This window comes from Parabacteroides sp. merdae-related_45_40 (assembly GCF_001915675.1).
On record NZ_MNQY01000046.1, the window covers coordinates 154,747 to 177,812 of the forward strand.

Annotated in this window: 20 protein-coding genes; 12 read left to right on the forward strand and 8 right to left on the reverse strand. The window is 43.4% G+C overall.

Translation table 11 applies throughout. From position 1 onward, the window contains the following. Nucleotides 1-31 precede the first annotated feature (31 nt). The 3 genes from BHV83_RS06330 to BHV83_RS06340 all read left to right on the forward strand — a co-directional run bounded on the left by BHV83_RS06330 (nucleotide 32) and on the right by BHV83_RS06340 (nucleotide 4,548). A complete protein-coding gene (locus BHV83_RS06330) occupies nucleotides 32-1,189 on the forward strand; it encodes a DUF4934 domain-containing protein (protein WP_057326100.1) in 1,158 nt (385 codons plus the stop codon). Nucleotides 1,190-1,634: 445 nt separating this feature from the next. Beyond that, nucleotides 1,635-3,839, forward strand: a complete 2,205-nt coding sequence (locus BHV83_RS06335; protein ID WP_122380720.1) for a patatin-like phospholipase family protein — start codon at nucleotides 1,635-1,637, stop codon at nucleotides 3,837-3,839. 37 nt (nucleotides 3,840-3,876) lie between these two features. Then, a complete protein-coding gene (locus tag BHV83_RS06340) occupies nucleotides 3,877-4,548 on the forward strand; it encodes a DUF2461 domain-containing protein (RefSeq protein WP_087344732.1) in 672 nt (223 codons plus the stop codon). Between the two features lie 11 nt (nucleotides 4,549-4,559). On the opposite strand, the gene BHV83_RS06345 is transcribed toward BHV83_RS06340, so the two are convergent. Together BHV83_RS06345 and BHV83_RS06350 are read right to left on the reverse strand one after the other, a co-directional pair. Beyond that, nucleotides 4,560-5,708 (reverse strand): BPL-N domain-containing protein, encoded by a 1,149-nt coding sequence (locus BHV83_RS06345; RefSeq protein WP_087344831.1) that lies wholly within the window; start codon nucleotides 5,706-5,708, stop codon nucleotides 4,560-4,562. A gap of 21 nt (nucleotides 5,709-5,729) precedes the next feature. Further along, entirely contained in the window at nucleotides 5,730-6,776 is a 1,047-nt protein-coding gene (locus BHV83_RS06350) for an LruC domain-containing protein (RefSeq protein WP_258990074.1), read from the reverse strand. A 485-nt stretch (nucleotides 6,777-7,261) separates the two neighbouring features. On the opposite strand from BHV83_RS06350, the gene BHV83_RS06355 reads away from it, so the two are divergent. Next, entirely contained in the window at nucleotides 7,262-7,672 is a 411-nt protein-coding gene (locus BHV83_RS06355; RefSeq protein WP_005863376.1) for a DUF3836 domain-containing protein, read from the forward strand. A gap of 77 nt (nucleotides 7,673-7,749) precedes the next feature. Here the strand turns inward: BHV83_RS06355 and BHV83_RS06360 are convergent, their stop codons facing one another. Next, on the reverse strand, nucleotides 7,750-9,111 hold the full coding sequence (locus tag BHV83_RS06360; protein ID WP_057328439.1) for a TrpB-like pyridoxal phosphate-dependent enzyme: 1,362 nt from the start codon (nucleotides 9,109-9,111) through the stop codon (nucleotides 7,750-7,752). 159 nt (nucleotides 9,112-9,270) lie between these two features. Between BHV83_RS06360 and BHV83_RS06365 the strand changes: the two genes are divergently transcribed. Together BHV83_RS06365 and BHV83_RS06370 are read left to right on the forward strand one after the other, a co-directional pair. Beyond that, complete coding sequence (locus BHV83_RS06365) at nucleotides 9,271-10,500, forward strand: DcaP family trimeric outer membrane transporter (protein WP_286756930.1); 1,230 nt, start codon at nucleotides 9,271-9,273, stop codon at nucleotides 10,498-10,500. A 22-nt stretch (nucleotides 10,501-10,522) separates the two neighbouring features. Continuing rightward, nucleotides 10,523-11,743, forward strand: a complete 1,221-nt coding sequence (locus BHV83_RS06370; protein ID WP_057326164.1) for a DcaP family trimeric outer membrane transporter — start codon at nucleotides 10,523-10,525, stop codon at nucleotides 11,741-11,743. A 96-nt stretch (nucleotides 11,744-11,839) separates the two neighbouring features. On the opposite strand, the gene BHV83_RS06375 is transcribed toward BHV83_RS06370, so the two are convergent. Next, nucleotides 11,840-12,850 (reverse strand): aspartate-semialdehyde dehydrogenase, encoded by a 1,011-nt coding sequence (locus BHV83_RS06375; protein WP_057326105.1) that lies wholly within the window; start codon nucleotides 12,848-12,850, stop codon nucleotides 11,840-11,842. 154 nt (nucleotides 12,851-13,004) lie between these two features. Here BHV83_RS06375 and BHV83_RS06380 point away from each other — a divergent pair, with 154 nt between their 5' ends. Both BHV83_RS06380 and BHV83_RS06385 read left to right on the forward strand, forming a co-directional pair. Continuing rightward, nucleotides 13,005-15,377 (forward strand): lamin tail domain-containing protein, encoded by a 2,373-nt coding sequence (locus BHV83_RS06380; RefSeq protein ID WP_057326106.1) that lies wholly within the window; start codon nucleotides 13,005-13,007, stop codon nucleotides 15,375-15,377. 33 nt (nucleotides 15,378-15,410) lie between these two features. Further along, nucleotides 15,411-15,689: a DUF6722 family protein gene (locus tag BHV83_RS06385; RefSeq protein WP_048927034.1), complete on the forward strand. Its 279-nt coding sequence runs from the start codon at nucleotides 15,411-15,413 to the stop codon at nucleotides 15,687-15,689. Between the two features lie 102 nt (nucleotides 15,690-15,791). Here BHV83_RS06385 and BHV83_RS06390 read toward each other — a convergent pair whose 3' ends face one another. After that, the gene (locus BHV83_RS06390) at nucleotides 15,792-16,922 is read right to left on the reverse strand and encodes a clostripain-related cysteine peptidase (protein ID WP_048927035.1); all 1,131 of its coding nucleotides are present in this window, start codon (nucleotides 16,920-16,922) and stop codon (nucleotides 15,792-15,794) included. A gap of 152 nt (nucleotides 16,923-17,074) precedes the next feature. Between BHV83_RS06390 and BHV83_RS06395 the strand changes: the two genes are divergently transcribed. Both BHV83_RS06395 and BHV83_RS06400 read left to right on the forward strand, forming a co-directional pair. After that, entirely contained in the window at nucleotides 17,075-17,635 is a 561-nt protein-coding gene (locus tag BHV83_RS06395; protein ID WP_005863367.1) for a DUF3575 domain-containing protein, read from the forward strand. Nucleotides 17,636-17,647: 12 nt separating this feature from the next. Further along, a complete protein-coding gene (locus BHV83_RS06400) occupies nucleotides 17,648-18,154 on the forward strand; it encodes a DUF3868 domain-containing protein (RefSeq protein ID WP_008772995.1) in 507 nt (168 codons plus the stop codon). Between the two features lie 103 nt (nucleotides 18,155-18,257). Here BHV83_RS06400 and BHV83_RS06405 read toward each other — a convergent pair whose 3' ends face one another. Beyond that, nucleotides 18,258-18,731 (reverse strand): AAA family ATPase, encoded by a 474-nt coding sequence (locus tag BHV83_RS06405; RefSeq protein ID WP_232432029.1) that lies wholly within the window; start codon nucleotides 18,729-18,731, stop codon nucleotides 18,258-18,260. Between the two features lie 216 nt (nucleotides 18,732-18,947). Between BHV83_RS06405 and BHV83_RS06410 the strand changes: the two genes are divergently transcribed. Then, on the forward strand, nucleotides 18,948-19,637 hold the full coding sequence (locus BHV83_RS06410) for a type 1 glutamine amidotransferase domain-containing protein (RefSeq protein ID WP_022192360.1): 690 nt from the start codon (nucleotides 18,948-18,950) through the stop codon (nucleotides 19,635-19,637). A gap of 55 nt (nucleotides 19,638-19,692) precedes the next feature. Beyond that, nucleotides 19,693-20,421 carry a nitroreductase family protein gene (locus tag BHV83_RS06415; RefSeq protein ID WP_057326109.1) on the forward strand — a complete coding sequence of 243 codons (729 nt, stop codon included), beginning with the start codon at nucleotides 19,693-19,695 and terminating at the stop codon, nucleotides 20,419-20,421. Between the two features lie 94 nt (nucleotides 20,422-20,515). Here BHV83_RS06415 and BHV83_RS06420 read toward each other — a convergent pair whose 3' ends face one another. Next, nucleotides 20,516-20,926 carry a hypothetical protein gene (locus BHV83_RS06420; protein ID WP_005863355.1) on the reverse strand — a complete coding sequence of 137 codons (411 nt, stop codon included), beginning with the start codon at nucleotides 20,924-20,926 and terminating at the stop codon, nucleotides 20,516-20,518. Between the two features lie 1,038 nt (nucleotides 20,927-21,964). Continuing rightward, the gene (locus BHV83_RS06425; protein WP_005863353.1) at nucleotides 21,965-23,020 is read right to left on the reverse strand and encodes a fimbrillin family protein; all 1,056 of its coding nucleotides are present in this window, start codon (nucleotides 23,018-23,020) and stop codon (nucleotides 21,965-21,967) included. Nucleotides 23,021-23,066 lie beyond the last annotated feature (46 nt).

A 23,066-nucleotide genomic window follows, 5' to 3' on the forward strand; every position in this document is an offset into this window, starting at 1 on the left:
ATCGAACGAAAGACTTTAAACATCATAAAAAATGAGAAAATTAACTACGAACGCAGTGGCTATGCTACTCGCTTTAGTCGGATGTATGGGATGTGGCAATCGGTCCGCTTCCTCTGTCGATAACCTTATAAGGGTTGATGTCATGGCCGATTATCCGGAAAAGGAACTGATACTTCAAGACCTCATGGACGTGGAATACATCGCGTTGGAAACCACGGATGATTTTATAACTAAAGGTGCCGTGAAAGCGATCGGAAAGGATATCATGCTGGTGACGAATCGGGGCAGTGATGGGGATATTCTTGTTTTCGATAGAAACGGAAAGGGACTAAGGAAGATAAACCGTTTAGGGCAAAGCGGTGAGGAATACACGCAGCTTACAGGGCTTGTCTTGGATGAGGATAACGATGAGATATTCGTCAAGGATAATCCAGCGAGAAAAATAGGTGTCTATGACTTATTAGGAAACTATAAAAGGAGTTTTAAGTTCACGGATACCAGTTATTATAATTATATATTTAATTATGATCGTGATCATTTGATTTGCTATAAGAGTTATCCATCGGAAAAAGGCAAGCGGGAGTGTCATTTGATTATTTCCAAGCAAGATGGCCGTATCATTCATGAGATCCAAATTCCCTCTAAGGGGACTGAGACTCCGGTTGTAACAGAAGGGGAGTTTATCATTACGCCGGAATTTTATCTTACGTTTCCGGATCGGGATAAATGGATACTTGTCAATACATCGTCTGATACCATATTCCATTACTTGCCGGATGGTAATCTGAGTCCTTTTATCGTAAGAAGCCCTTCCATATCCTCCATGGATACTAAAGTATTTCTTTTTCCAACCGTCATCACCGATCGCTACTGTTTCATGAGAACCATGAGAAAAGAGGTTGACTTTACGACGTTTAAAGGTTTCCTTGGTGAAGATCTGGTGTATGATAAACAAGAAAATGCCTTATTCAGCTATATTCTATACAATGATGATTTCATCAATAAGGAAGAAGTCTCTCTAACATCAGAGCCAAGAAACCCCGAAATAGCTATCTGCCAAACTCTAGATGCCCCGGACTTAGTTGAGGCTTACGAGAAAGGCCAGCTAAAAGGAAAGTTGAAGGAGATCGCCGCAAACTTGGATGAAGAGTCGAATCCTGTGGTCATGCTGCTGAAAAAGAAAAAGTAATATATTGCTCCGGCTGCTACCTTGCTGGAAAAAAGTAAGTTGATGGCTATATTATTTTTTGATAAACACGTACATACTTGATTCATAATACGTAAATCGATTTGAGCGAGAAATACCTATTAATTTTAGGGAGGCCGTATCAAATACTATCGATTGCCCACTTATGTTCCGGAAATAAAATGTTCCTCTCCTGTTGAAATAGTTCTCCGATAACCTATACATTCCATAGCGAATAAGTATTTATTCTTAAATCAGCGCCGTGAACTGTATAAACCACGCCGTGGAATGTGCAGACCACGCCTTGGTTTATACAGTTCACGGCATGGTTTATAGAATAGATGAGATAGCGATAAACTTTATATATAGGTAAACATACGTTTTATTCTAGATGAATCCGTTTGCGTTTTCGAGTAAACCAGCTACATTTGCCGGAAAGAATATCTAGATGAGGAAGTTCCTTTTATTGTGGTTGGTTGGGTTGATGTTGGTGCCTTCTGTGATGGCTGAGCGGAAAAAGGTTGGCTTGGTGCTGGGAGGCGGTGGGGCGAAAGGTGTCGCTCATATCGGGGTGTTGAAGGTATTGGAGGAGGCCGGCATCCCGATTGATTATATTGCCGGAACCAGTATGGGAGCCATCGTTGGTGGCTTGTATTCCGTTGGCTATACTGCCGCTGAGATCGATAGCATGGTACGTTGGCAGGATTGGAGCATGTTGCTAAGTGACCGTGTGAAACGTAGTAACCTTACTTTTCCGGAGAAAGAGAATTCCGAGCGATATGTCTTTTCCCTTCCTTTTGGCCGGAGTAAAAAAGAGATAACGATCCAAGGGATGATAAAAGGTCAAAATCTCCAGAACCTTTTCTCTGATTTAACGATCGGTTATCATGATTCCGTAGATTTTAATCAATTGAATATACCTTTCGCTTGTGTGGCGTTGAATGTGGTGGACGGGCAAGAATATGTTTTCCATCGTGGAAGTCTTCCGTTGGCAATGCGTGCCAGTATGGCGATTCCTGCCGTGTTCGCGCCGGTACGTTTGGATAGCATGGTGTTGGTAGATGGTGGGATCAAGAATAACTATCCGGCGGATGTCGCACGGGATATGGGGGCGGATATCATTATTGGCGTAGATCTGGGTACTAGCGACTTGAAACAGTTGGAGCGGATAAATACCCCTTGGGATATCGTAGGGCAGATCATCGCCTTGCATGGTTATGAGAAATACGGACCGAATAAGGAACAGACCGATCTGTTGTTCCGCCCGAATACAGACCCTTATAATTCCGCTAGTTTTGGGGAGACGGCCCTGGATACCTTGATTGACCGGGGTGAGCAAGTCGCCCGCAAGCAATGGGATGAGATTCTTGCCTTAAAGAAGAAGATTGGTTTATCCGATAGTTCGGATATGCACCGAAACAGATTAGTACATTCCTATCCGGTAGCCCCTACCGATACGTTTCATATCCGGCGTGTCTTGTTTGAAGGTATAGATCCTCGTGATGAGAAATGGTTGACGCAAATCAGCGGCTTGAAAGAGAATAGCTTGCTTACCGTGAAGAAATTGCAGGAAGCCATGTCTATCGTGATCGGTACAAATCTTTACTCGAATGTGAGCTATAAATTGGTCGGTGAGAGGCAGGAGGATTTGGTGCTTACGGTACAGGAAAAATCAAATAGCGCGATTAATGTGGGCTTGAATTTTAATAGTGAGGATATCGTCGCCCTGTTGCTGAATGCTACTTTTGACAATCGGGCTCGTTACCATTCGAAGTTCTCCGTAACGGGAAGGATCGGGAAACGTATGTATGGGCGAGTGGACTATGCGATAGAGCGTAATCCCTTGCGTAACATCAACCTGTCTTACATGTTCACGTACCATGATCTCGACGTCTATAACCGGGGGGATAAAATCGTGAATACGACGTATCGCCATCATTTCGTGGAACTCGGGTATTCGGACATGAACTGGCTGAATTTCAAGTTGAAGCTAGGAGCCCGTTATGAGTATTTTGATTATAACTCATTCCTTTATACGGCGGAAAACCAAAAGTATCAAGTAAAACCGGAAGGCTTTATCAGTTACTTCGCTCAGGCCCATCTGGAAACCTTGGACCGCCGTTACTTCCCGAGTAAAGGCGTTTCTCTGCAAGCGGATTATTCCATTTATACGGATAACTTCGTGACTTATAAGGGACATACCTTCTTCTCCGCTTTGAAACTCAGTTTCCTTTCAGTATTGCCGCTGACTTCCCATTTGAGTCTGTTGCCGTCTATCGATGGGCGTGTGTTGATCGGGAAAGATCCGGCTTATCCCTTTTTGAATGTGGTGGGAGGCGATATGCCGGAAAGGTACCTTCCCCAGCAGTTACCGTTCGCGGGGATCAATCGGATGGAGATATTCGATAATTCCGTGGCGATCGTCCGTTTGAACTTACGTCAGCGTATCGGGCAGCGGCACTATATCTCATTGATAGCCAACTATGCGATCCATGAGGATAATTTCTTCGACCTGCTCAAGGGAGAAAGTGTATGGGGAGGCAGCATCGGTTATGCCTATAATAGTATGTTCGGTCCGATGAATACGAACTTCGGATTGTCGAACCGGAATAATAACCTGCAATTTTATCTGAATCTGGGTTACAGTTTCTAATATTTCTTACATTTGTAAGGATTAAAAATAGAAAGTTATGAATGAACAGATCATAGAGTTCTTGACAGAGTTGAGGAGCCATAACAATCGGGAATGGTTCCAAGACAATAAAAATCGTTACGATGGGCTACGTAAGGGGTTTATCGATGAGGTACAAGATTTAATAGGTCGTATCTCCTTATTCGATCCCGAGGTAGCCGGGTTGGAGGCGAAAGATTGTTTGTTCCGGATATACCGGGATATCCGTTTCTCTCCGGATAAGACTCCTTATAAATGTCATTTCGCCGCTTACATCTCCCAAGGTGGTCGTGCCAGCGAACGGAGTGGTTATTATATCCATCTGGAGCCGGGAGGTTGCTTGCTTTCCGGAGGTGTATGGTGCCCGCCACCTGCGCTATTAAAGAAACTTCGTCAGGATATATACGATCATATCGAGGAATTTACGGCTATTATCGAGGAACCTACATTTAAGAAAACATTCCCGGTGTTAGAGGGGGAGATGCTGAAACGCATGCCTGCCGGCTATCCAATGGATTCCCCTTATGGTTATATCATGAAGCATAAGGATTTCAGCGTGGTGTCTTATAAGCCGGATAATTTCTTTTACGCTACGGATTGGATGGATAAGGCGGTGGATGACTTTAAATTGTTATTACCATTCAATCGTTTCTTAAACTATACGGTAGATGAATATCTAGGGAGAGTTTAAATCTCCCTAGCCTAAGGAAGTAGGGCTGTTAGTTTCTCCAGCTGCGTCTTTAACTCTTCTTGGGTCGCCTTATCGGTTTCTGTCCGGTAGGCCGCCTGTAAATTGGGTAAGAAAGGTAAGTAATGGGTATCCGCTATATATCGGGCTGCCCGGATACGGACGGCGGGTGAAGCGTCATAAAGCAATCCTTGTACCCATCGTTTGGCGTCCCATGAATGATGTGCTTCCAGCCAATCCAAGGCGGCAACCTTTTGCTCGCTTTCTCCGCTTAAAAGGATTTGAAAGGCTTTTTCTTCCTGCTTTAAATCATCGGTAGCCATTAATGATTCATGATTGAACAGGTCTGGACGTACGGCGGAGGATTGATAAGGGATAAAAGGCTTATTCAAGGTCCAACGTACCATCCGGGGGATCATCCACATCATGCCGGGAGTACCTTCGGGGTGGGCGATGGAACTAAAAACACGCCCTTTCCCGTAGTTATTGGCTACGAAGAATGGTTTACCGTTTGTCATATTAGCCGGGGCGTTTCCTTCCTCATGCACATCGCTTTCCATGATGGCAAGCGTGTTGCTTTGGATCGTATCAGCCGGATTGTTTATAAATACCGGTCCCTCATAGTAAATGACGAAACTCGTATCGCGGTCGGCTAATTCGGGGAATATCTTCTTACCCTCCTTGCATAAGGTGAATTTCGCTAATCCATGCCCTCGGTTGTCATGCTCGATGTCGATCGCTTGCTGTCCATTTAGCTGTATACAGGTGTAATCGGGAGTATTCGAGAATAGATAGGCTCCGGCACAGATTCCGACAGCCCCTTTACCTTTAGCGATGAAGTCCTTGATACGTTGTTGATTTAAGGTCCCTAGGTTTAAGTACTGACTTTTGCCACTTCCTCCCGGGATAATAATAGCGTCGATCGAATCGAGCACATTATTAGCTATATCTGCTGTAGTAATGGTACATACCTCCATTTCCGGGTCCAGCCGGATAGCGGCGACAGTTTCCCAAATACAGGTCTGTGCTCCTCCATGCCCATCGAATACACCCACCTTTATCGGCTGAGTACTAATCTCTTTTTTCGTGCTCTTGTTTTCCGGCACTGAGCACTGAACGCATAAAGCCAGATAGGCAAGAAATAAGATGGCGGTCGTTTTCATTTTACGGAGGATTTTAGGTTGTTATTGTTCTCGGGTATAAATCCACTTATCAACCGTATTCTTACTTTTATACCATTGTACATGTTTGCTATCTCCACTTACCCATTTCAATAGATCCGGATAGGCATCACCAATAAAAGCATGTTCCACAGGGTATTTGAAATCATCCGGTATCATTAAGGCCCATATGCAATTATCATTTGAGTAATAACGGTATCTGACCCCTTTGGGGGTATAGCTATAATTACGTTGGTGGATTTCCGTGCGTAAGACCTCTCCTTCCCGCTTTAATACGGTCGTGAAAAGATCGATGTCATCAATGGTCAAATCTTTTAAGGCACCGGCTGCGAACGAAAAGGTGATCAAACGTTCTTGCTTTCCCCTATATGGAAGGTCATTATCTGTATTAATCATTTCATGAAAAGAGAATAATCCATGTATATCATCCGATAGGGCATAAACCGGAGTCTCGGTTTCCGATTCTGGAGTCGTGGTCCAGCCATTTAACTCGGCTTTTTGGATGTCTTTGGACTTTATGCAGGGGAGATGGATGAAAGCTCCGGCCCGCTTAGTTCCACCTAATGCACGGAAAGTCAGTTTTATATTGGCGAATTGTACATAATCGTCTTTCATGGAAGTTTTCATCTGGACTTTTATCACGGCATCATTAAAATCATAATCTCCATAATTAGGGAAAGAGTCTTCTATTATAAATGTATAGGTGGAAGACACGCTTCGGGTCGGGGTACGGCTAACCGGAGTAGCGGTTGTTTCCTGCGATACGGCTAACGAATCGAAAGCACAGACATTATCATTACCCGGTGTTAAGGTGACAGGAGCGGTAACTTGATATCCGGTAGGGGTCGTCAATTGTATGTAAACTTGATCCGACTCTCCCTTTGGATAGATAATTTTCTTATCGAAAAGCGTTTTCTTTGAGCAAACCCCGGTAGCGAGAAGATTCGCATCTTGATCTTCCGGACTTTTATCAAATACTTCTACCAGATAATTATAGGTGCCATCATAGGGGTCGAAAGATTGTACGGTAAGGTGGGATATTTGTATCATCGACCAATCGAAATTAGAGGAAATTGTTACCTTTGAGAATGGATTAGTACCTTCTCCCGGAATTTTATCGGAAGGATCATATACATCCTTTGTACATCCTGAGAATAGGATAAAAAGAAAGGATGTGATAAATAGTTTCATTATTTGTCGCATGTCAAGAAATCAATTTGCATTCTGCCTTCGCAAAGGTAAGAATATATTTATTAATCAATAGATTTTTAATTTATTAAAAAAGCGGTGTCTAAAGTTTTCTTTTGAAAGTTACATCCGGCTGGTGGTAAATAATAGATATTTAAAAATCGGGGGAACTTACGATTTGGTTTACAATATGTCAGTAAACATAGGGGAATCGAAGGGAATGAAGGTCTTGAATGTGTTAAATATTGTGATATTGCTAACGATTTGTCACTTTGCTTTTGGTGATTGTCGGGAAACTTCCTTACTTCGCGGTACAAAATGATAGTAACCTTATAAATTAAAATAGTATGAAGACATCAGTTTGGGGTAAAAGTATTCTTGCGCTAGTTTTTACTTTCATGTGTAGTTTAGCGATAAGCGCAGCGTCTCCTAAAGATTATCTATATGATACAAAAGAGGAGAATGGTAAGATTATCTCTAAAGTGGTATTCTTACAGGAAAACGGACTGTTGAACAAACAGGTAAGATATGAGTTCCAGTACAACGAGAACGGCAAGGTTTCCGAGAAGAAAGCGTTTCGTTGGGATCGGACAAACGACGAATGGGTTCCATTCTATCAGATCACTTATCAATATGATGATCGAAGTGGAGAGATAAAGACAAATTACGGTATGTGGGATAAGAAGAAGAAAAACTTTAGCTTAAATGTCCAGAACATGATTATCCCGAGTACTAATTACGAAGAAATTTTCTCATAATACATACTTTAAATTAAGACTTTCATAGACAAATAAGGGAAAGGGGCGATTTGGTATCGCCCCTTTTCTTGTTTTTATCAGATGATTTTCTCCAAATCTTTCAAATTGTTAGCTACTTCCTCATCCGTTACCTCATAGTTTGTTAGATCACCGGATAGATATTGGTCGTAAGCGGCCATATCGATCAAGCCGTGGCCCGATAAGTTGAACAAGATCGTACGAGGTTTACCTTCGATCTTGGCTTGCTCTGCCTCATGGATAGCCGCGGCGATAGCGTGGGATGATTCCGGGGCCGGTATGATTCCTTCCGCTTGCGCGAATAAGGTAGCGGCCTTGAAGGTGTCCAATTGCTTGATATCCACGGCGCTCATCAATTCGTCTTTCATCAACTGGCTGACGATGGAGCCGGCGCCATGATAACGCAAACCTCCCGCATGGATATTCGCTGGAGAGAAATTATGTCCCAACGTAAACATCGGGATTAGCGGGGTATAGCCAGCCTCATCTCCGAAGTCATATTGGAATTGCCCTCTTGTAAGTTTCGGGCAAGATGCCGGTTCCGCTGCTATAACCCGGATATCCTTACCTTCCGTTAGTTTATGGCGCAGGAATGGGAATGTGATACCGGAGAAGTTGGAACCACCCCCGAAACAACCGATAACGACATCAGGGTACTCGCCAGCCATTTCCATTTGTTTCTCAGCTTCCAGTCCGATAACGGTCTGATGCAGCATAACGTGGTTTAATACGCTACCTAATGTATATTTACAGTTCGGTGTCTGCATGGCCAACTCTACCGCCTCGGAGATAGCGGTACCTAGGCTACCTTGATAATTAGGATGGTCTGTCAAGATCTTGCGTCCGGCTTTCGTACTCATACTCGGGGAGGCGATAACTTGCGCTCCGAAAGTCTGCATGATCGAACGACGGTAGGGCTTCTGGTGGTAACTAACCTTTACCATATAAACGGCAAGTTCCAAGCCGAAAGCTTTTGCCGCATAAGAAAGAGCGGCACCCCATTGTCCGGCGCCTGTCTCGGTCGTGATATTTGTCGTACCCTCTTGTTTACAATAATAAGCCTGAGCCAAGGCCGAATTCAACTTATGTGAACCGATCGGGCTTACACTCTCGTTCTTGAAATAGATATGAGCGGGCGTATCCAGCGCTTTTTCCAATCCAGTGGCACGAACCAACGGAGTCGGTCGCCATACCTTATAAAGCTCGCGTACTTCATCGGGGATCTCGATCCATGTGTCTGTCGTGTTCATTTCTTGATGAGAGACGCCTTTCGAGAATAGAGGATATAAATCTTCCTCCTTTAAGGGCTGTTTAGTTTGTGGATTTAAGATCGGCAGCGGTTTGTTCTTCATATCCGCTACGATATTATACCATGCCGTAGGTATATCTTTTTCTTCTAGCAAAAACTTTTTAGTACTCATTTTCTTTATCTGGTGTTTACAATATTAATCTAATTTGACCTTTAAGGCTTACAACTTGGAAGCAAAGGAACAAATAATATTTCGTTTCTTCAAATTGAATCCATAAAAATATATACATTCGCGGCTTATAAGGTAAGAAAAATAACAAACTGAATTATAATGAGACGGATTACCCTGTTGCTCGTGGGGATGCTAGCCTTATTTTCTACGACAGCGCAAAGAAAAAACTTCACTTACAAATTCTACGGCTTCGTCCGTGGAGATCTTTTCTACAATTCCCGGACTAATATGGCTCCGATCGATGGGAACTTTTATCTCTATCCTTTGGATAAGAGTTTTGATGCGGATGGCAAGGATTTGAACGCCACGCCGAATGGCAGTTTCTATACGTTCACTTCCCGCTTGGGCTTGGACGTGACGGGTCCTGATATCGGCAAGGCTCGTTCCTCCGCTAAGATAGAGACGGACTTTGGCGGTTTTTCCGGTAGTAATACGATGTTACGTATCCGGCAGGCATACGTAAACTTGGATTGGGGAAAATCGGCGGTATTAGTAGGGATCACGTGGCATCCCTTGTTTGGCGCCGTGATGCCGGATGTCTTGAATCTTTCCACCGGAGCGCCGTTCCAGCCTTTCAACCGTAGCCCTCAGATCCGTTACCAGTATAAGGCGAATAGCCGGGTACAATTGACGGCTTCCGTGTTGTGGCAATTACAATACCTTTCCAGCGGACCGAAAGGCATGAGCGAGGATTATATTAAGAATAGCTGCATTCCGGAGATGTTCGTGGGGGCGGATTTTACCCCTGCGGATGGTTGGTTGATGGGGCTCGGCGCTCATATGATCTCCTTGAAACCCCGTACTTCCACGGAATGGAAGGAGCAAACTTTTAAGGTGAACGAGCGAATGACCGCATTCTCTTACGAGGCACATTTGAAGTATAGCGGAAGAAACTATACCTTTGCGGCGAAAACCTTGATGGCCTCAGCCTTGGATCATACCGCTTTATTGGGCGGTTACGGGGTGAGCTCGGTGGACTCCCGTACGGGCGAGCAGGGATATACGCCTTTTCGCCATTCTACGACATGGGTGAATTTCGCCTACGGAACGAAATGGAGACCGGGAGTTTTCGTCGGATATACGAAGAATTTGGGAACCGGGAAGTCCTTGGTCTCAGCGGATAAGGTGTATGGTATGGGATTGGATATCGATCAATTAATAACCGTCAGCTTAAACGTATCGTATAATTTACCGCATTGGAAGTTCGGTTTCGAGTATTGTCCGGCGACAGCTTATTATGGCACGACCGACTTAGAGAGCGGACGTATCGAGCAAACACATGCGATAACGAATCATCGTATATTAGGTTTGATGATGTATTATTTTTAAAGATAGATTGACCGGAATGGAAATGAAACGCAACTTGCTTCTTTTGATCGGCCTATGTATGGCGGTATGCGTACAGGCGCAAAAGAAAAACTTCTCTTACAAATTTTACGGACAGGTACGTGGAGACTTGTTCTATAATTCCCGTGCGAACGCCGAGATCGTGGATGGTTTGTTCCACCTATATCCGAAGGACGTGGCGTTGGATGCGGATGGCAAGGACTTGAACGCTAGTCCGAACGGTAGTTTTTACCTGCTTTACTCCCGTTTGGGAATCGATGTACAAGGACCGAAGGTTGGTTCGGCCAAGACTTCCTTGAAACTGGAGGCCGATTTCCGGGGTTCGGGTAGCAATTGGGCGGTGCTCCGTATCCGTCATGCCTATGTGAATCTGGATTGGGGCAAGTCCGCTGTCTTGATCGGACAGACATGGCATCCGCTATTTGGCGAGGTCTTTCCACAGATGTTGAATCTTTCTACCGGCGCCCCGTTCCAGCCCTTTAACCGCAGCCCGCAAATTCGTTATCGTTATACGGACAATGGGTGGCAATTGACCGGGTCGGTTCTATGGCAGTTGCAATATCTATCGGCCGGACCGAACGGAAAGAGCGAGGAATATATCAAGAATAGTTGCGTGCCGGAAGTCTATCTCGGGGTGGATTATAAGAAACCCGGTTGGCAGGTAGGAGCCGGTATGGAAATCTTGTCGTTAGTGCCGAGAACGCAGAACGAGGTGGATGGCAAGATTTATAAAGTCAGCGAGCGGGTTTCTTCCGTATCCGGCGAGGCGCACGTGAAATATCAGGACGCGAATTGGTTGGTGATGGCGAAAACATTGCTGGCTTCTAACTTGACGCAGACTTGTATGTTGGGTGGTTACGGCGTCACCTCTATCGACCCACGTACCGGCGAACAGGAATATTCACCGTATCTTTTCTCTACTTCTTGGTTGAATATCGTGTACGGAAAGAAATGGAAACCGGGTTTGTTCTTAGGCTATTTGAAGAACTTGGGAGCGAATGAGGCACTGGTAGGCAAAACCTATGGCGTAGGTCTGGACGTAGATCAGGTATTTACGACCAACCTGCAGCTTTCGTATAATCTTCCGCACTGGAAATTAGGTGTTGAATATAGCCCTTCCATCGCATGGTATGGCCATGTGGATTTGCAAGATGGCGGACGGATTCATGACACACATTCGATAACCAACCATCGGGTATTGGGCGTATTGATTTATACGTTTTGAGAAGGCATGGAGGAATTACGCTAAGGAATAAAAAAGCGGGATAAGAGTATTCTCTTGATCCCGCTTCCACGTATATAGAATTTACAAAGTTGTCTGTTATTTGATATTACCCACCTTTAGCAAGTACTCGGCGATCTGCACGGCGTTCAAAGCGGCGCCTTTCTTGATCTGGTCGCTCACGGTCCAGAATGTCAACCCATTCGGGTTGCTGATATCCTTACGGATACGGCCTACGTAAACCGGATCGTGATCCGCTACGAACAACGGCATCGGATAATCCTTGTTTGCCGGTTCATCCTGCAATACCACACCCTCAGCCTCGGCGAAAGCCTTGCGAGCCTCTTCCACGCTGATCGGACGCTCTGTCTCTACCCAAGTAGATTCGCTATGCGCACGCATAACCGGTACGCGAACACAAGTCGCGCTCACCTCGATATCCGAGTGCATGATCTTACGGGTCTCGTTATACATCTTCATCTCCTCTTTCGTATAGCCGTTTTCCGTGAATACGTCTACGTGAGGGATTACGTTATATGCCAATTGATAAGCGAATTTCTCTACTGTAGGCTCCTCGCCCTTTAATAATTGCTCATATTGTTTTACCAACTCAGCCATAGCGGTAGCGCCCGCTCCACTGGCAGCTTGATAAGTAGATACGTGAACACGCTTGATATGAGATAAGTTCTCGATCGCCTTCAACGCTACAACCATCTGGATCGTGGTACAATTCGGGTTAGCGATCACACCACGAGGACGATTCAAGGCATCCTCCGGGTTTACTTCCGGTACGACCAATGGAACATCCTCGTCCATACGGAACGCGCTGGAGTTATCGATCATCACCGTACCATGTTTCGTGATCGTCTTCTCAAATTCCTTGGAAGTACCACCTCCGGCTGAAACAAAAGCAACATCGATTCCCTTAAAGTCGTCGTTATGCTTCAGTTCCTTAACGGTATACTGTTTACCACGGAAGGTATAAACACGTCCGGCACTACGAGATGAGCCAAAAAGTACCAGCTCATCCATCGGGAGGTTTCTCTGGTCGAGTACACGCAGGAACTCCTGTCCTACGGCTCCACTTACACCAACAATTGCTACTTTCATTTTGAGCACTGATTTAATTTGAATAATGTAAAATAGTTATAACTTTGCTGTCTGTAAAGGGCTTTCATATTTTTGCCTTTTGCGCCCTATTATTTACAGTTGTAACTTATTAGGGTGCAAAGATAGAGAAATTTATAACTAAAACGATATAGCTATGAAACAATTATTATTAATTCTTGCGTTTTTACTTCCGCTTTGCGCTTATCCCCAGTTAAAAGAACCGTTTAATGGACCGGAGATTACATCGGATAACCCTTGGACGGGTGATTTAGATTGCTTTGTGATTGAGACCGGATGGCTGGTCTCACGTGCGGATCCTACCCGGAAAAGTGTTTCCATAGAAACTCCTCTCGTTTATTCCGCTACAATGGAATGGGAATTTGAGATTCGGATGGATTTCAAACCAAGCGATCAAAACCATATCCGGCTACATGTTTATTTAGATGATCAGAGGATGCTTGGATTAAAAAACGATTATTATGTCCAAATCGGCAGTAATAAGAAAACGATAACTTTTCGGAAACATACCGCAACGGAGAAGAATCCAAAGATCTTAATAGAGAAAGCGCTCGATGTCTTGTTGGGAGCCGTGGATTTGAAAGTGAAACTTACTTTAGAAAATCATAAGATATGGAACTTATATGTGCTAGAGAAGGGTAGGTTTGTCTTGATAGGGAGTTGTGAGTCTGAAGTTTCTTCTTCATGTAAAGGGGGACAACTACGTTTTGAATGCCGCTATTCTAAAACTCGAGTAAATGATTTTGCGTGTAACTACATCATTATATCCGATAATATATCGATCGAACCAGAGAAGCCGGATACTCCCGAAGAGCCAGAAGAACCCAATGAGCCCGATGAGCCGTTGGTTCTTCCGCGGCTTCTTGCTATCCAACCGATCACCGAGTCTGTTTTCCAATTACAATATAATCTTCCGGTGGATATCCGTGAGGCGATATTCTCTATATCGGGTATCGGTAATGCCTCTCGTATGACCTATGCGGATGATATGCGGATCCATGTGAATATCAGCTTTGATAAGGAGTTGAAGGTTGGTATGGGTTATGATTTGTTGTGCTCGGGGTTAATGGATCTTGAGGGAAATAAGATTCCGGAGAGTTCTACCGAGATTCGGTTAGAATATGAAGAAGAGCCCGACGCTCCGGAGGAACCAGAAGTGCCGGATACTCCTTCTTTCCCCGCCGGTAGTATCCGTATTAATGAGGTGATGGCTGATCCGAAAGGACAAAAGGCTTTTCCGGAAACGGAGTATGTGGAACTTTATAATACGACGGATAAGGCTATAGAGTTAAATGGTTGGTCATTCTTATATGGTAGTAAGCCTACGGTATTAACAGCTTTGCTTTTGGATGCGGATGGATATATCGTGCTTTATCGGTCCGGTAGGGATATACATATTGACGATTCGGGACAAGATATACCCTTGGATAAATTCCCGGCGTCTTTGGCGAACACGGGGAAGGAGCTTGCGTTATTAGATCCTTCCGGTAAGGAGATCGACCGGATTGCCTATGAGAAAGCGAAAGCCGGTATCGCTTGGGAACGTTCTGAAATCGGTTTTTATTTATCAACGGATGAGCGAGGAGGCACGCCGGGTTCCGCAAACTCTTCTCCTGACGATGAACCAGAAGATCCGGATCGTCCGGACACTCCCCATAAACCGGGTATCCCCACGGACATTATAGTCTTACCCAATGAGATCGTTTTTAATGAGTTGTTGCCGAATCCTTACCCGGAAGGGAGTGAGTATATCGAGCTTTATAATCGTTCGGACCGGACATTGTCTTTGGCTGGACTGTCTGTTGCTACCCGCAAATCCGATGGTACATTGAGTACGCATTATCCTTTATCTTCTATAGTCTCTCTGGTAGAACCACAAGATTATGCGTTGCTGACTAAAAGTATAGAAGGAGTGAGCGATTTTTATCTGATATCTTCGCCGGATGCTTTGCATGAATTAAAACTTCCGGTCTTGGCAAATACCTCCGCTACGCTAGTCCTGTTTCGTACGGAAGATGAGGTTATGATCGATGAGATTCGTTATTCCTCTAAATGGCATGCCCCATCCGTGAAAAATGAGAAGGGGATTGCCTTGGAGCGGATTAATCCTGATAGCGATACGCAGGATGAGATGAATTGGACTTCGGCTTCGGCCACGGCGGGATACGGTACGCCCGGCTATCGGAATTCCCAATATGGAAAGCAAGATGAAGGCGAGGTCACGGGCATAGAGTCTCCCGTTTATTCTGAGGCAACGAAGGAATATACGATCTCCTACCATCTTGATGAATCCGGCTATACCTGTAGGGCCTGGATATTTGATATCTCCGGAAGGCGTATCAGTGAGGTGGTAAATCATGACTTATTAGGGATAGAAGGTGAATTGGCTTGGAACGGCCTTGCGGTGAATGGTTCCAAGGTGAGAACAGGAGTCTATATTTTCTATGCGGAACTCGTTCATCCTCAAGGAAAAATTGAACGTTATAAAGAAGTTTTCCTAGTGAAATAGAATGGGATGTGAAATATAAATACTATTTTTGTCATGAGTGATTTTGAAAGAAGGAGAGAAAAGAATAAAGAGGCACGAGAGTTAGTGAAGATACGGAGGGAGAATATCGCGAAGTATTTCTTTGACCTGTCAAAGTTGACATTTGCGGCTTTAGTGTTGGGATTAGGTGGAGCTTTCTTTAATATAGGTAATTGGGAAAGGTTATCATATGTTGATACTATACCTTTGATCATTTGGTATATTTTTGGAGTTGGCTTAGTTGCTACCGTATGGTTCGCATATATTGGAAGTTTAATACTTAAAATAGATTAGTATGATAGTAGTGGCTGTGTTTTTTACAATTGTTGCTGCAATAGCAGGGAGTATCTTACTATTTCTTCACACTCCTCGCGGAAAGCGTTGGATAAGAGGTGATTAATAGACCGCTTTATACCACTCAAGATCCTTGTACCACTCATTTAGTTTGGGCAAGGCTTCTTGGGGGATGTAGATAGATAAGCCGCTATATTTATTGACCGGCAGATAGCTTCCATACGGATACGGATAAGCGTAAACCGCCTTGGGTGTAGTAGCCTTGTAAATAACCGCCTTTTCCATGCTCCGCTTGAATGCGTTATATTGCTCTTCCGTGGCCAGACGGCTCACGTAATCATCAAAATCATATAAGGCATGATAATTCGGCGTCAAATACTCCATGATCTGCAATTCGCTAACGGGTACGGCGAAAAGATCTCTTTCCGTCTTATCATGGAATAGGGTACGGCAAGTAGCAGCCAATTCATCCAACTCATCGCTTTTCATGACCGAGATCGTTCCTGCCTCACTTTGATAATACGTATAAAACTTTGTCGCTATCCCCACCACATCAGCTTCTTTCTTGAACATATCCCCCATTATCGATTGATAAGGGAAGCCGTTCGCCAATATCTCCGTTGGCGAGCCGATAATATAATCCGCACATCCCCGGAAAGCGTAAGCTACCTCGGCACACGACATATAACAAGCGTCGAACAAAATAAAATCAAAATGATACTTCGATAAAGCGGAGGCCAGATCATTGATCTCCATGAAATTATTTTTCCCGTCTTGCCCGAAGGAACGCAAATAACTATAGATATCAGAAGGCAGCCATCCTGTTCCGTGACTCCACAGCACCAACCCGTAACTATCCGCCGGATATTCCTTTTGTACCTTGTCGATTATTTGCGTCAGCGTCTCGGTAGAGGCAGAGTTCTGGTTCGAGTCGTAGGTCTCGAGCACGATCTGCCGGATGGTATCCGCTTCCAGCTTTAATTGAAAAAGCTGGGGAGCCTCGTTCTGCTTATCCGTATAGATCAACAAATTGCCGTTGTTCAATCCATCTCGCTCAATCCCTTCCTTTATCGCCCTCAGGTTTTGGCTCACGTATCCACTCAAGCTATTATCCCCCGCGAAATAGATAAGAACCGTACGAGGGGCGGTAGTAGGGATAACGACCTCCTCTTTATCGCAAGCGACAAACGAAAGGAGTGACAGGAAAAAAATCACGATATATTTAGCCTTCATGAGTCATATTCTGGATTTATTTTACAAAGATAACGTTTTTCATCCGTAAATCATGGATATTATATAAGTTAACGTACAAATGAACTGATAAATAATATTTATATTTGTACGGTTTTGCCTCTTAAATAAACAAACCTAATGAACCGGGAGATATGAATAAACTATATTTACTGTTAGTATTTCTTTTGTCAACCTTTATGGATATTCAAGGACAGGTCGTGGCCGTGAAGACCAATGTGCTTTATGACGCGATCACTACGCCGAACGTAGGGGCGGAGGTCGCGTTCAACAAGCATTGGTCGGTTGAGGCATCGGGGTATTATAACGGTTGGACATTCTCGAGCGATAAGTCCTTTAAGCATTGGATGATACAACCAGAGGCGCGCTACTGGATACACGAGCGTTTCAACGGACATTTCTTCGGGGTTCATGCCCAGTATATGGATTACGATTTCGCCGGTTTGAAGCTCCTGTATGGGATGGAGAAAAAGAATAGTTATAACGGTAACGCTTATGGCGGCGGTATCTCTTATGGTTATCAGTTATACGTGTCGCCCCGTTGGAACGTGGAGTTCACGGCGGGTTTCGGATACTTGCATTTCGAATATGATAAGTACGCTTTTCCTAGAGGAGATGCGCCTATCGGCAAGTTCCGCAACGAGTATTGGGGATTAACAAAGGCGGGTATCAGTATCGTTTACATCATCAAATAAAGAGATAAATCTATGAAGACATTCATTTATATATGCTTGCTTGTGATCGGCCTTGTTCTTCCGGCAGGAGCGCAGGTGCCTATACAATCTTACCGGGGGCAAGTCTCCGTGAAGCAAAACCGCATCGAGCGGGAGGGCAACTCCTTGCGTCTAGACCTAACGATCAGTGTCTGCGGACTCTCCGTGGGACGATATCAAACCCTGTCCTTGATGCCGATGTTGCGTAGCGACAGAGATTCCGTAGTCATGGCCCCGGTAGTACTAAACGGGGCAAACAAGCAAAAAATGTACGACCGCACCTTAGTTTTCGAAGGCAAGAAAGCCGCCGATGGCGACACTTATACGGTAATCAAGAACACCCCGGAACTGATCCGGGAAATCCCCTATGAACTATCGATTCCATACCACCCATGGATGAAGAACGCCGCTCTGATCTTGGTTGGGGAGTTGGATAATTATGAAGGTGCGCCATTACGAACATTCGTAAACGTATTGACAGAACATTTGGACATTCCGTAAAATAGTTTTTAACGCATTCCGTTATCCTGCAAGTACTGTCGAATAAGCGTAGGCGGTAGACTTGGGTATGGGCTTGTGCCTGCAATGTGTTCTGTATCTTTCGCTATGTTTCAGTGTTGAAAAATAGGTCGATGCCATATTCGTACATTTCTTGTACTTCTGTGTCACTGGCTCTTTTCACGAAAGTTTCCCCATTCCTGAAGTCAACTAGGTAAATGGCAAGTTTGTCACTCGGTAATTCCAGAAAGTCGTTAACCACATAAGGACTGTGTGTCGTTATAAAAAACTGGTTTCTGTCCGATTGGATAATATCCTGCGTTACCTTTGATATGAAAGGAGGGTATGAGTGGGCTTCCGGTTCTTCAAAAACTAATGCGGACTCACTGTTACTTTCAATAGCCGCTTTGTAGAAAATCATACGCTGCAGGGTATCGGCTATGGAATGAAATGGAATTAAAAATATCTCTCCCGGTTTCTTTTCTTTCATTACTTTAATCTCCTGGCTATTGGTATCGAAGACATATTTCAAGCCATAGTCGTTGAAAATAGTTCTTAATTCTTCTTTCAACTTGGGCATCATGGAAACAATATTCATCAAATTGCTTCCTCCCGGAGGTAATAGGAAAGGGATCGGTAATTTCTCCTTATCGAATGCTGGTGGATAGAGATAGCATTTGAAAGGATTTGCAGGTTTTCATATTTTCGGATTATGTTAAAGATTCCATATTCTGAAAAACAATCTATCCATGTGTATGTTTTCTTTTAAAGAATATGAATCAATAATTTGATTATCATGAAGATTTTAATAATAGTTACTAGCACAGGGACTTTTGCCAATGGGAAACTCGCGACCGGATTATGGCTTAGTGAGTTTACTCATATCTATCATAGTGCAAAAGAAAGCGGCTATGACATAACGGTAGCCAATCCGAAAGGAGGTTATACTCCCATTGATCCCGAAAGTTTAAAACCAATTTTTTTAGATGAAATGTCCGAAAAGTATTGGGAAAAGCCAGAATTCAAAAAGCTGTTGGATCATGCAAACAGTTTGGATAACCTGTTGGAACAACAGTTTGATTGTGTCTATTTAGCCGGCGGACACGGTGCGATGTATGACTTTCCTGACAATGAAGCTTTAAAGACTATCGTAAGGAAACAGGATGAAAGTGGGAGGATAGTGTCGGCCATCTGCCACGGGGTCAGTGGGTTGTTGAATGCCAAACTATCCAATGGCGAATATATGATTAAAGGCAAAAAGCTGACGGGATTCAGTTGGTTTGAAGAAAGTCTTGCCAGAAGAAAAGAAGACGTGCCTTTTGATCTTGAAGCGTTGTTGAAAGAGAGAGGAGCGGATTATGAAAAAGCATTGATACCTATGACTTCAAAAATAGTTGTAGATAATAATCTGATTACTGGGCAGGACCCGTTCAGTTCTAAAGAAATGGCGAAGGTCGTTATGCGGCAATTAAATAAAGCACAATAATAAATGGCTGAAGTAATCAGCTGGGAATAAATGTTTAATTCAAATCAGTATCATTATGAATTTAGATGAAGTCCTTCATCATCGTCGTTCTGTACGGGTGTATGATAAAGAAAAACCAATAGATACGGAAAAGGTAAAACATTGTTTGGAACTGGCTACATTGGCTCCTAACAGTTCTGATATGCAATTATGGGAATTTTACCATATTACAGAACCTGAATTATTGGCAAAAATTTCAAGGGACTGCCTTGGTCAGAAAGCGGCTTCTACCGCTTCACAAATTGTCATTTTTGTGGTTCGGCGTGACTGGTACAAGAAACATGCGCGATTCGTACTCAATTTTGAACGGGAGAACATTCGTCATTACAGTCCTAAAGAACGTCAGGACAAACGTATTAAGGATCGGGAAATATATTACGGTATATTGATGCCCTTTGTTTATGCCCGGTTCTTCGGTATTCTCGGATTGCTCAGGAAATTGTTGGCTAATATAATCAGTATTTTCCGTCCTATGATGCTTGAAGTTTCCGAGAATGACATACGTGTGACAGCCCATAAATCCTGTGCGCTTGCCGCACAAACGTTTATGATTGCGATGGCAAACGAAGGCTATGACACGTGTCCCTTAGAAGGGCTGGACAGCCGTCGGCTAAAAAGGACATTGAAACTACCTCATGGTGCTGAAATAAACATGGCTATTCCTTGTGGGATACGGGATGGAAATAAAGGCATTTGGGGAGAACGTTGCAGAGTACCTTTTGAAGATGTTTATCGTAAACTTTAAGGCCTCCTTTTTTAAGGCTGGAATTTTCACTCACAAATAAAAAGTACAAATATCAAGTATAAGTGGTAGATGTTGTAGATGTTCGCATGAGCCGTTAATTCCCTATCTCGCAAAAATAAGTGACTTGTATCCATTGGCCATTCTGAAAGTGGATAAGTTGAAGGACGGCCCGATGGCTGTTGATGGTGAGGTTGGCGGTAATCTGCTCCGTGGAGAATGAGTGGTGAGCGTATTTGGCAGTGTGGTTGATGATCTTGTTGGCATACGTCTCTTTTCCTTCCTTTTCCCACGTGAAGATAGCGCGATCGAAATCTAGCGTGAAACGATCATGGAAGGTGTTTCCTTTCCATGTCTGACCCAAGGGCTTGACGCCTTGTGGAGTATCAACGCATTCTGTTATCCGGCAAGTGTTGTCGGATAAATGTAGGTGATAGACTTGGGCATGGGCTTGCGTGGCAAGCAGGAGCCATAGCGACAAGACGGGTAACAGGAGGATCGTCTTCATTTAATGGATAAGGGCAACCTGTCTCCATCGGTTGCCGGGCTAAAAATACAGAAGCGTGGAAACTATTGATATTACCGTATTGAGGCTCTGGACGGCCCTATCCATGTAATAAACAATAGCCCACGCCATGCTGTTATATCGTCCAGAGCGATTACTGGTAAATATAGCACCGACGTGAGCGTTTATTGTCTATTATCCATGGATATGAAATTGTCCAGATTTCAATACGGGATAATATCTTTAAACGCTCTTCGTTAACTTATGTCCTCCTTCAGTGACCTACGCTTAGATATGAGGGATTATCGCAAATATAGGAAGAATAATTGATATCCGTATGCTATGTGGGGAGAAGTTTCCTCGCGGATTGACATTTTGACAAAATGTAAACGGAAGTCCGTGAGAGTCGATTATTTCGGGCGGATGTACGTCTCGCTTCCAAATACGCAAGAAAAAAACAGCAATTGTTTAGTAGACAGACAGATGTTGGAAAATGGCCTTTTATTCTAGCGAAATTAATTCATCGTAACTCATGGTTTGCCGGGTGTTTGGGCGATTCCATAAGGTTACGATAGGGTTATAATAAGGTTATAACGCCTTTCTCATTAGGTTATAACCCTATTCTTAGCTGCTTACGATGCCCAACGTAACCATATGTGTCGCCTAACGCGGCCTTTCGCGTTGGCTTTCGCAACCTATTGTGTGTGAAAAGGGGTACTTTTGAGATGGAAAAGGGCACTAATGGCTATCTCCTTCTCGTTGTTTTGTGGTTCTTGCGGGAAGGGGATGTCACGATATATGGCTTATATTGCTCAAAAAGGTGGGATAATGACCGTATTGCTATCGAAAGGTTTTCTGATATTTATTTTATTGTAAGTAATCCTAGCTAAATATAGAGTGGCGTGTTTTTATGAGAATGGATTTTATGATAGAGAAGAGAGGCGGTGATATGAAGACCGGCTATTAAAAATTAATTAAGGGATTAGGTCTTCTATGTTGAAGAAGCCTAATCCCTTAATCTATGAAAATAAAGATAATATATTACTTGATTTCACCATTACCCCATTCTGCGGATTCTACTCCAACTGTTACATTCTGTAATTCGATCTCAAAAGTATATAAATATTTTTTACTAGGCTTCCATCCGTCTGTAACTACCGGTAAATCGATTTTCTTTACATTATTAACATCACCTGCACTTGTGGTTACAGTGTAACTGATCACAGCTGTTATATCTTTTTCTGCATATGATTGAGGAAGTAAAAACATAGGATCTAGTAAGTCGGTCGCTGCTAGTGCTACGGTATTGTCCAACTCATTTGCTAAGTTCGTTTTTTCGATGGCTACGTTGTGGTAAGTATTATCCAGCACCCATATATTATCTGTGTTATTAGTGTTAAATGTATATGTTCCTGCATTCTTAATTTTGTTGGTTGCAAATGATAACTTAAATCCTGTTACGGTAATCTTTGTTGCTCCAGTGTACTGTGCCTTGAGCTTTGCTTGAAACTTAATTTGAGAAAGAAGGTGATCCATTTTGAATTTAACAGTACCTGCATCTACTGCAACTCCATCTATAGTTGTGCTTGTTTTAGTAAGATCTGTGACCATATCTGCTACTAAATCTATTTGCGTATCAATTTCATCGGAAACAGTCAGTTTAATAGTCGGTGCTCCTGTTTTTGCTTTATCTGATATTGTAGTGATACTAGTTGTTTTAGGGCTGTAGGCAAAGAAAGTTACTTTACCAAGATCTCCATCCTCATTTTGTTCATTTGGCCAATATTGTATAGGAGAATAAGACCATTTACTATCAGTATATGTAACGGCTTGATCGTACATGAAGTTTGGAGCTTTAGCTTTGTCTCCACTTAATGATGCCCATGTATCGACACCTGTATAAGTTGCTATAACATTGAATCCCGTTGTTTGTAGTTTGGTGTCATCCATAATACTGGCCTTCGTCTGTTTCCCCACATAAGTTCCGAAATTAATCGCATTGTCATTCTTTGCTACCAATGTGCCAATCTCATCTTCGCCTGAGCAGCCCGCCAATACTACTAGGCTTAATGCTGCGATAAATAAATTTGTCTTCATAATGTTTAGTCTTTTAATGTTGTTTTATGTTGTTACTATTTATCAT

What these genes read in the sequence shown, in the direction of transcription:
- BHV83_RS06330 (WP_057326100.1), top strand. Translation starts at nt 32, where the DNA reads ATGAGAAAATTAACTACGAACGCAGTGGCTATGCTACTCGCTTTAGTC.
- BHV83_RS06335 (WP_122380720.1), top strand. Translation starts at nt 1,635, where the DNA reads ATGAGGAAGTTCCTTTTATTGTGGTTGGTTGGGTTGATGTTGGTGCCT.
- BHV83_RS06340 (WP_087344732.1), top strand. Translation starts at nt 3,877, where the DNA reads ATGAATGAACAGATCATAGAGTTCTTGACAGAGTTGAGGAGCCATAAC.
- BHV83_RS06345 (WP_087344831.1), bottom strand. Translation starts at nt 5,708, where the DNA reads ATGAAAACGACCGCCATCTTATTTCTTGCCTATCTGGCTTTATGCGTT.
- BHV83_RS06350 (WP_258990074.1), bottom strand. Translation starts at nt 6,776, where the DNA reads ATGATACAAATATCCCACCTTACCGTACAATCTTTCGACCCCTATGAT.
- BHV83_RS06355 (WP_005863376.1), top strand. Translation starts at nt 7,262, where the DNA reads ATGAAGACATCAGTTTGGGGTAAAAGTATTCTTGCGCTAGTTTTTACT.
- BHV83_RS06360 (WP_057328439.1), bottom strand. Translation starts at nt 9,111, where the DNA reads ATGAGTACTAAAAAGTTTTTGCTAGAAGAAAAAGATATACCTACGGCA.
- BHV83_RS06365 (WP_286756930.1), top strand. Translation starts at nt 9,271, where the DNA reads ATGAGACGGATTACCCTGTTGCTCGTGGGGATGCTAGCCTTATTTTCT.
- BHV83_RS06370 (WP_057326164.1), top strand. Translation starts at nt 10,523, where the DNA reads ATGAAACGCAACTTGCTTCTTTTGATCGGCCTATGTATGGCGGTATGC.
- BHV83_RS06375 (WP_057326105.1), bottom strand. Translation starts at nt 12,850, where the DNA reads ATGAAAGTAGCAATTGTTGGTGTAAGTGGAGCCGTAGGACAGGAGTTC.
- BHV83_RS06380 (WP_057326106.1), top strand. Translation starts at nt 13,005, where the DNA reads ATGAAACAATTATTATTAATTCTTGCGTTTTTACTTCCGCTTTGCGCT.
- BHV83_RS06385 (WP_048927034.1), top strand. Translation starts at nt 15,411, where the DNA reads ATGAGTGATTTTGAAAGAAGGAGAGAAAAGAATAAAGAGGCACGAGAG.
- BHV83_RS06390 (WP_048927035.1), bottom strand. Translation starts at nt 16,922, where the DNA reads ATGAAGGCTAAATATATCGTGATTTTTTTCCTGTCACTCCTTTCGTTT.
- BHV83_RS06395 (WP_005863367.1), top strand. Translation starts at nt 17,075, where the DNA reads ATGAATAAACTATATTTACTGTTAGTATTTCTTTTGTCAACCTTTATG.
- BHV83_RS06400 (WP_008772995.1), top strand. Translation starts at nt 17,648, where the DNA reads ATGAAGACATTCATTTATATATGCTTGCTTGTGATCGGCCTTGTTCTT.
- BHV83_RS06405 (WP_232432029.1), bottom strand. Translation starts at nt 18,731, where the DNA reads ATGCCCAAGTTGAAAGAAGAATTAAGAACTATTTTCAACGACTATGGC.
- BHV83_RS06410 (WP_022192360.1), top strand. Translation starts at nt 18,948, where the DNA reads ATGAAGATTTTAATAATAGTTACTAGCACAGGGACTTTTGCCAATGGG.
- BHV83_RS06415 (WP_057326109.1), top strand. Translation starts at nt 19,693, where the DNA reads ATGAATTTAGATGAAGTCCTTCATCATCGTCGTTCTGTACGGGTGTAT.
- BHV83_RS06420 (WP_005863355.1), bottom strand. Translation starts at nt 20,926, where the DNA reads ATGAAGACGATCCTCCTGTTACCCGTCTTGTCGCTATGGCTCCTGCTT.
- BHV83_RS06425 (WP_005863353.1), bottom strand. Translation starts at nt 23,020, where the DNA reads ATGAAGACAAATTTATTTATCGCAGCATTAAGCCTAGTAGTATTGGCG.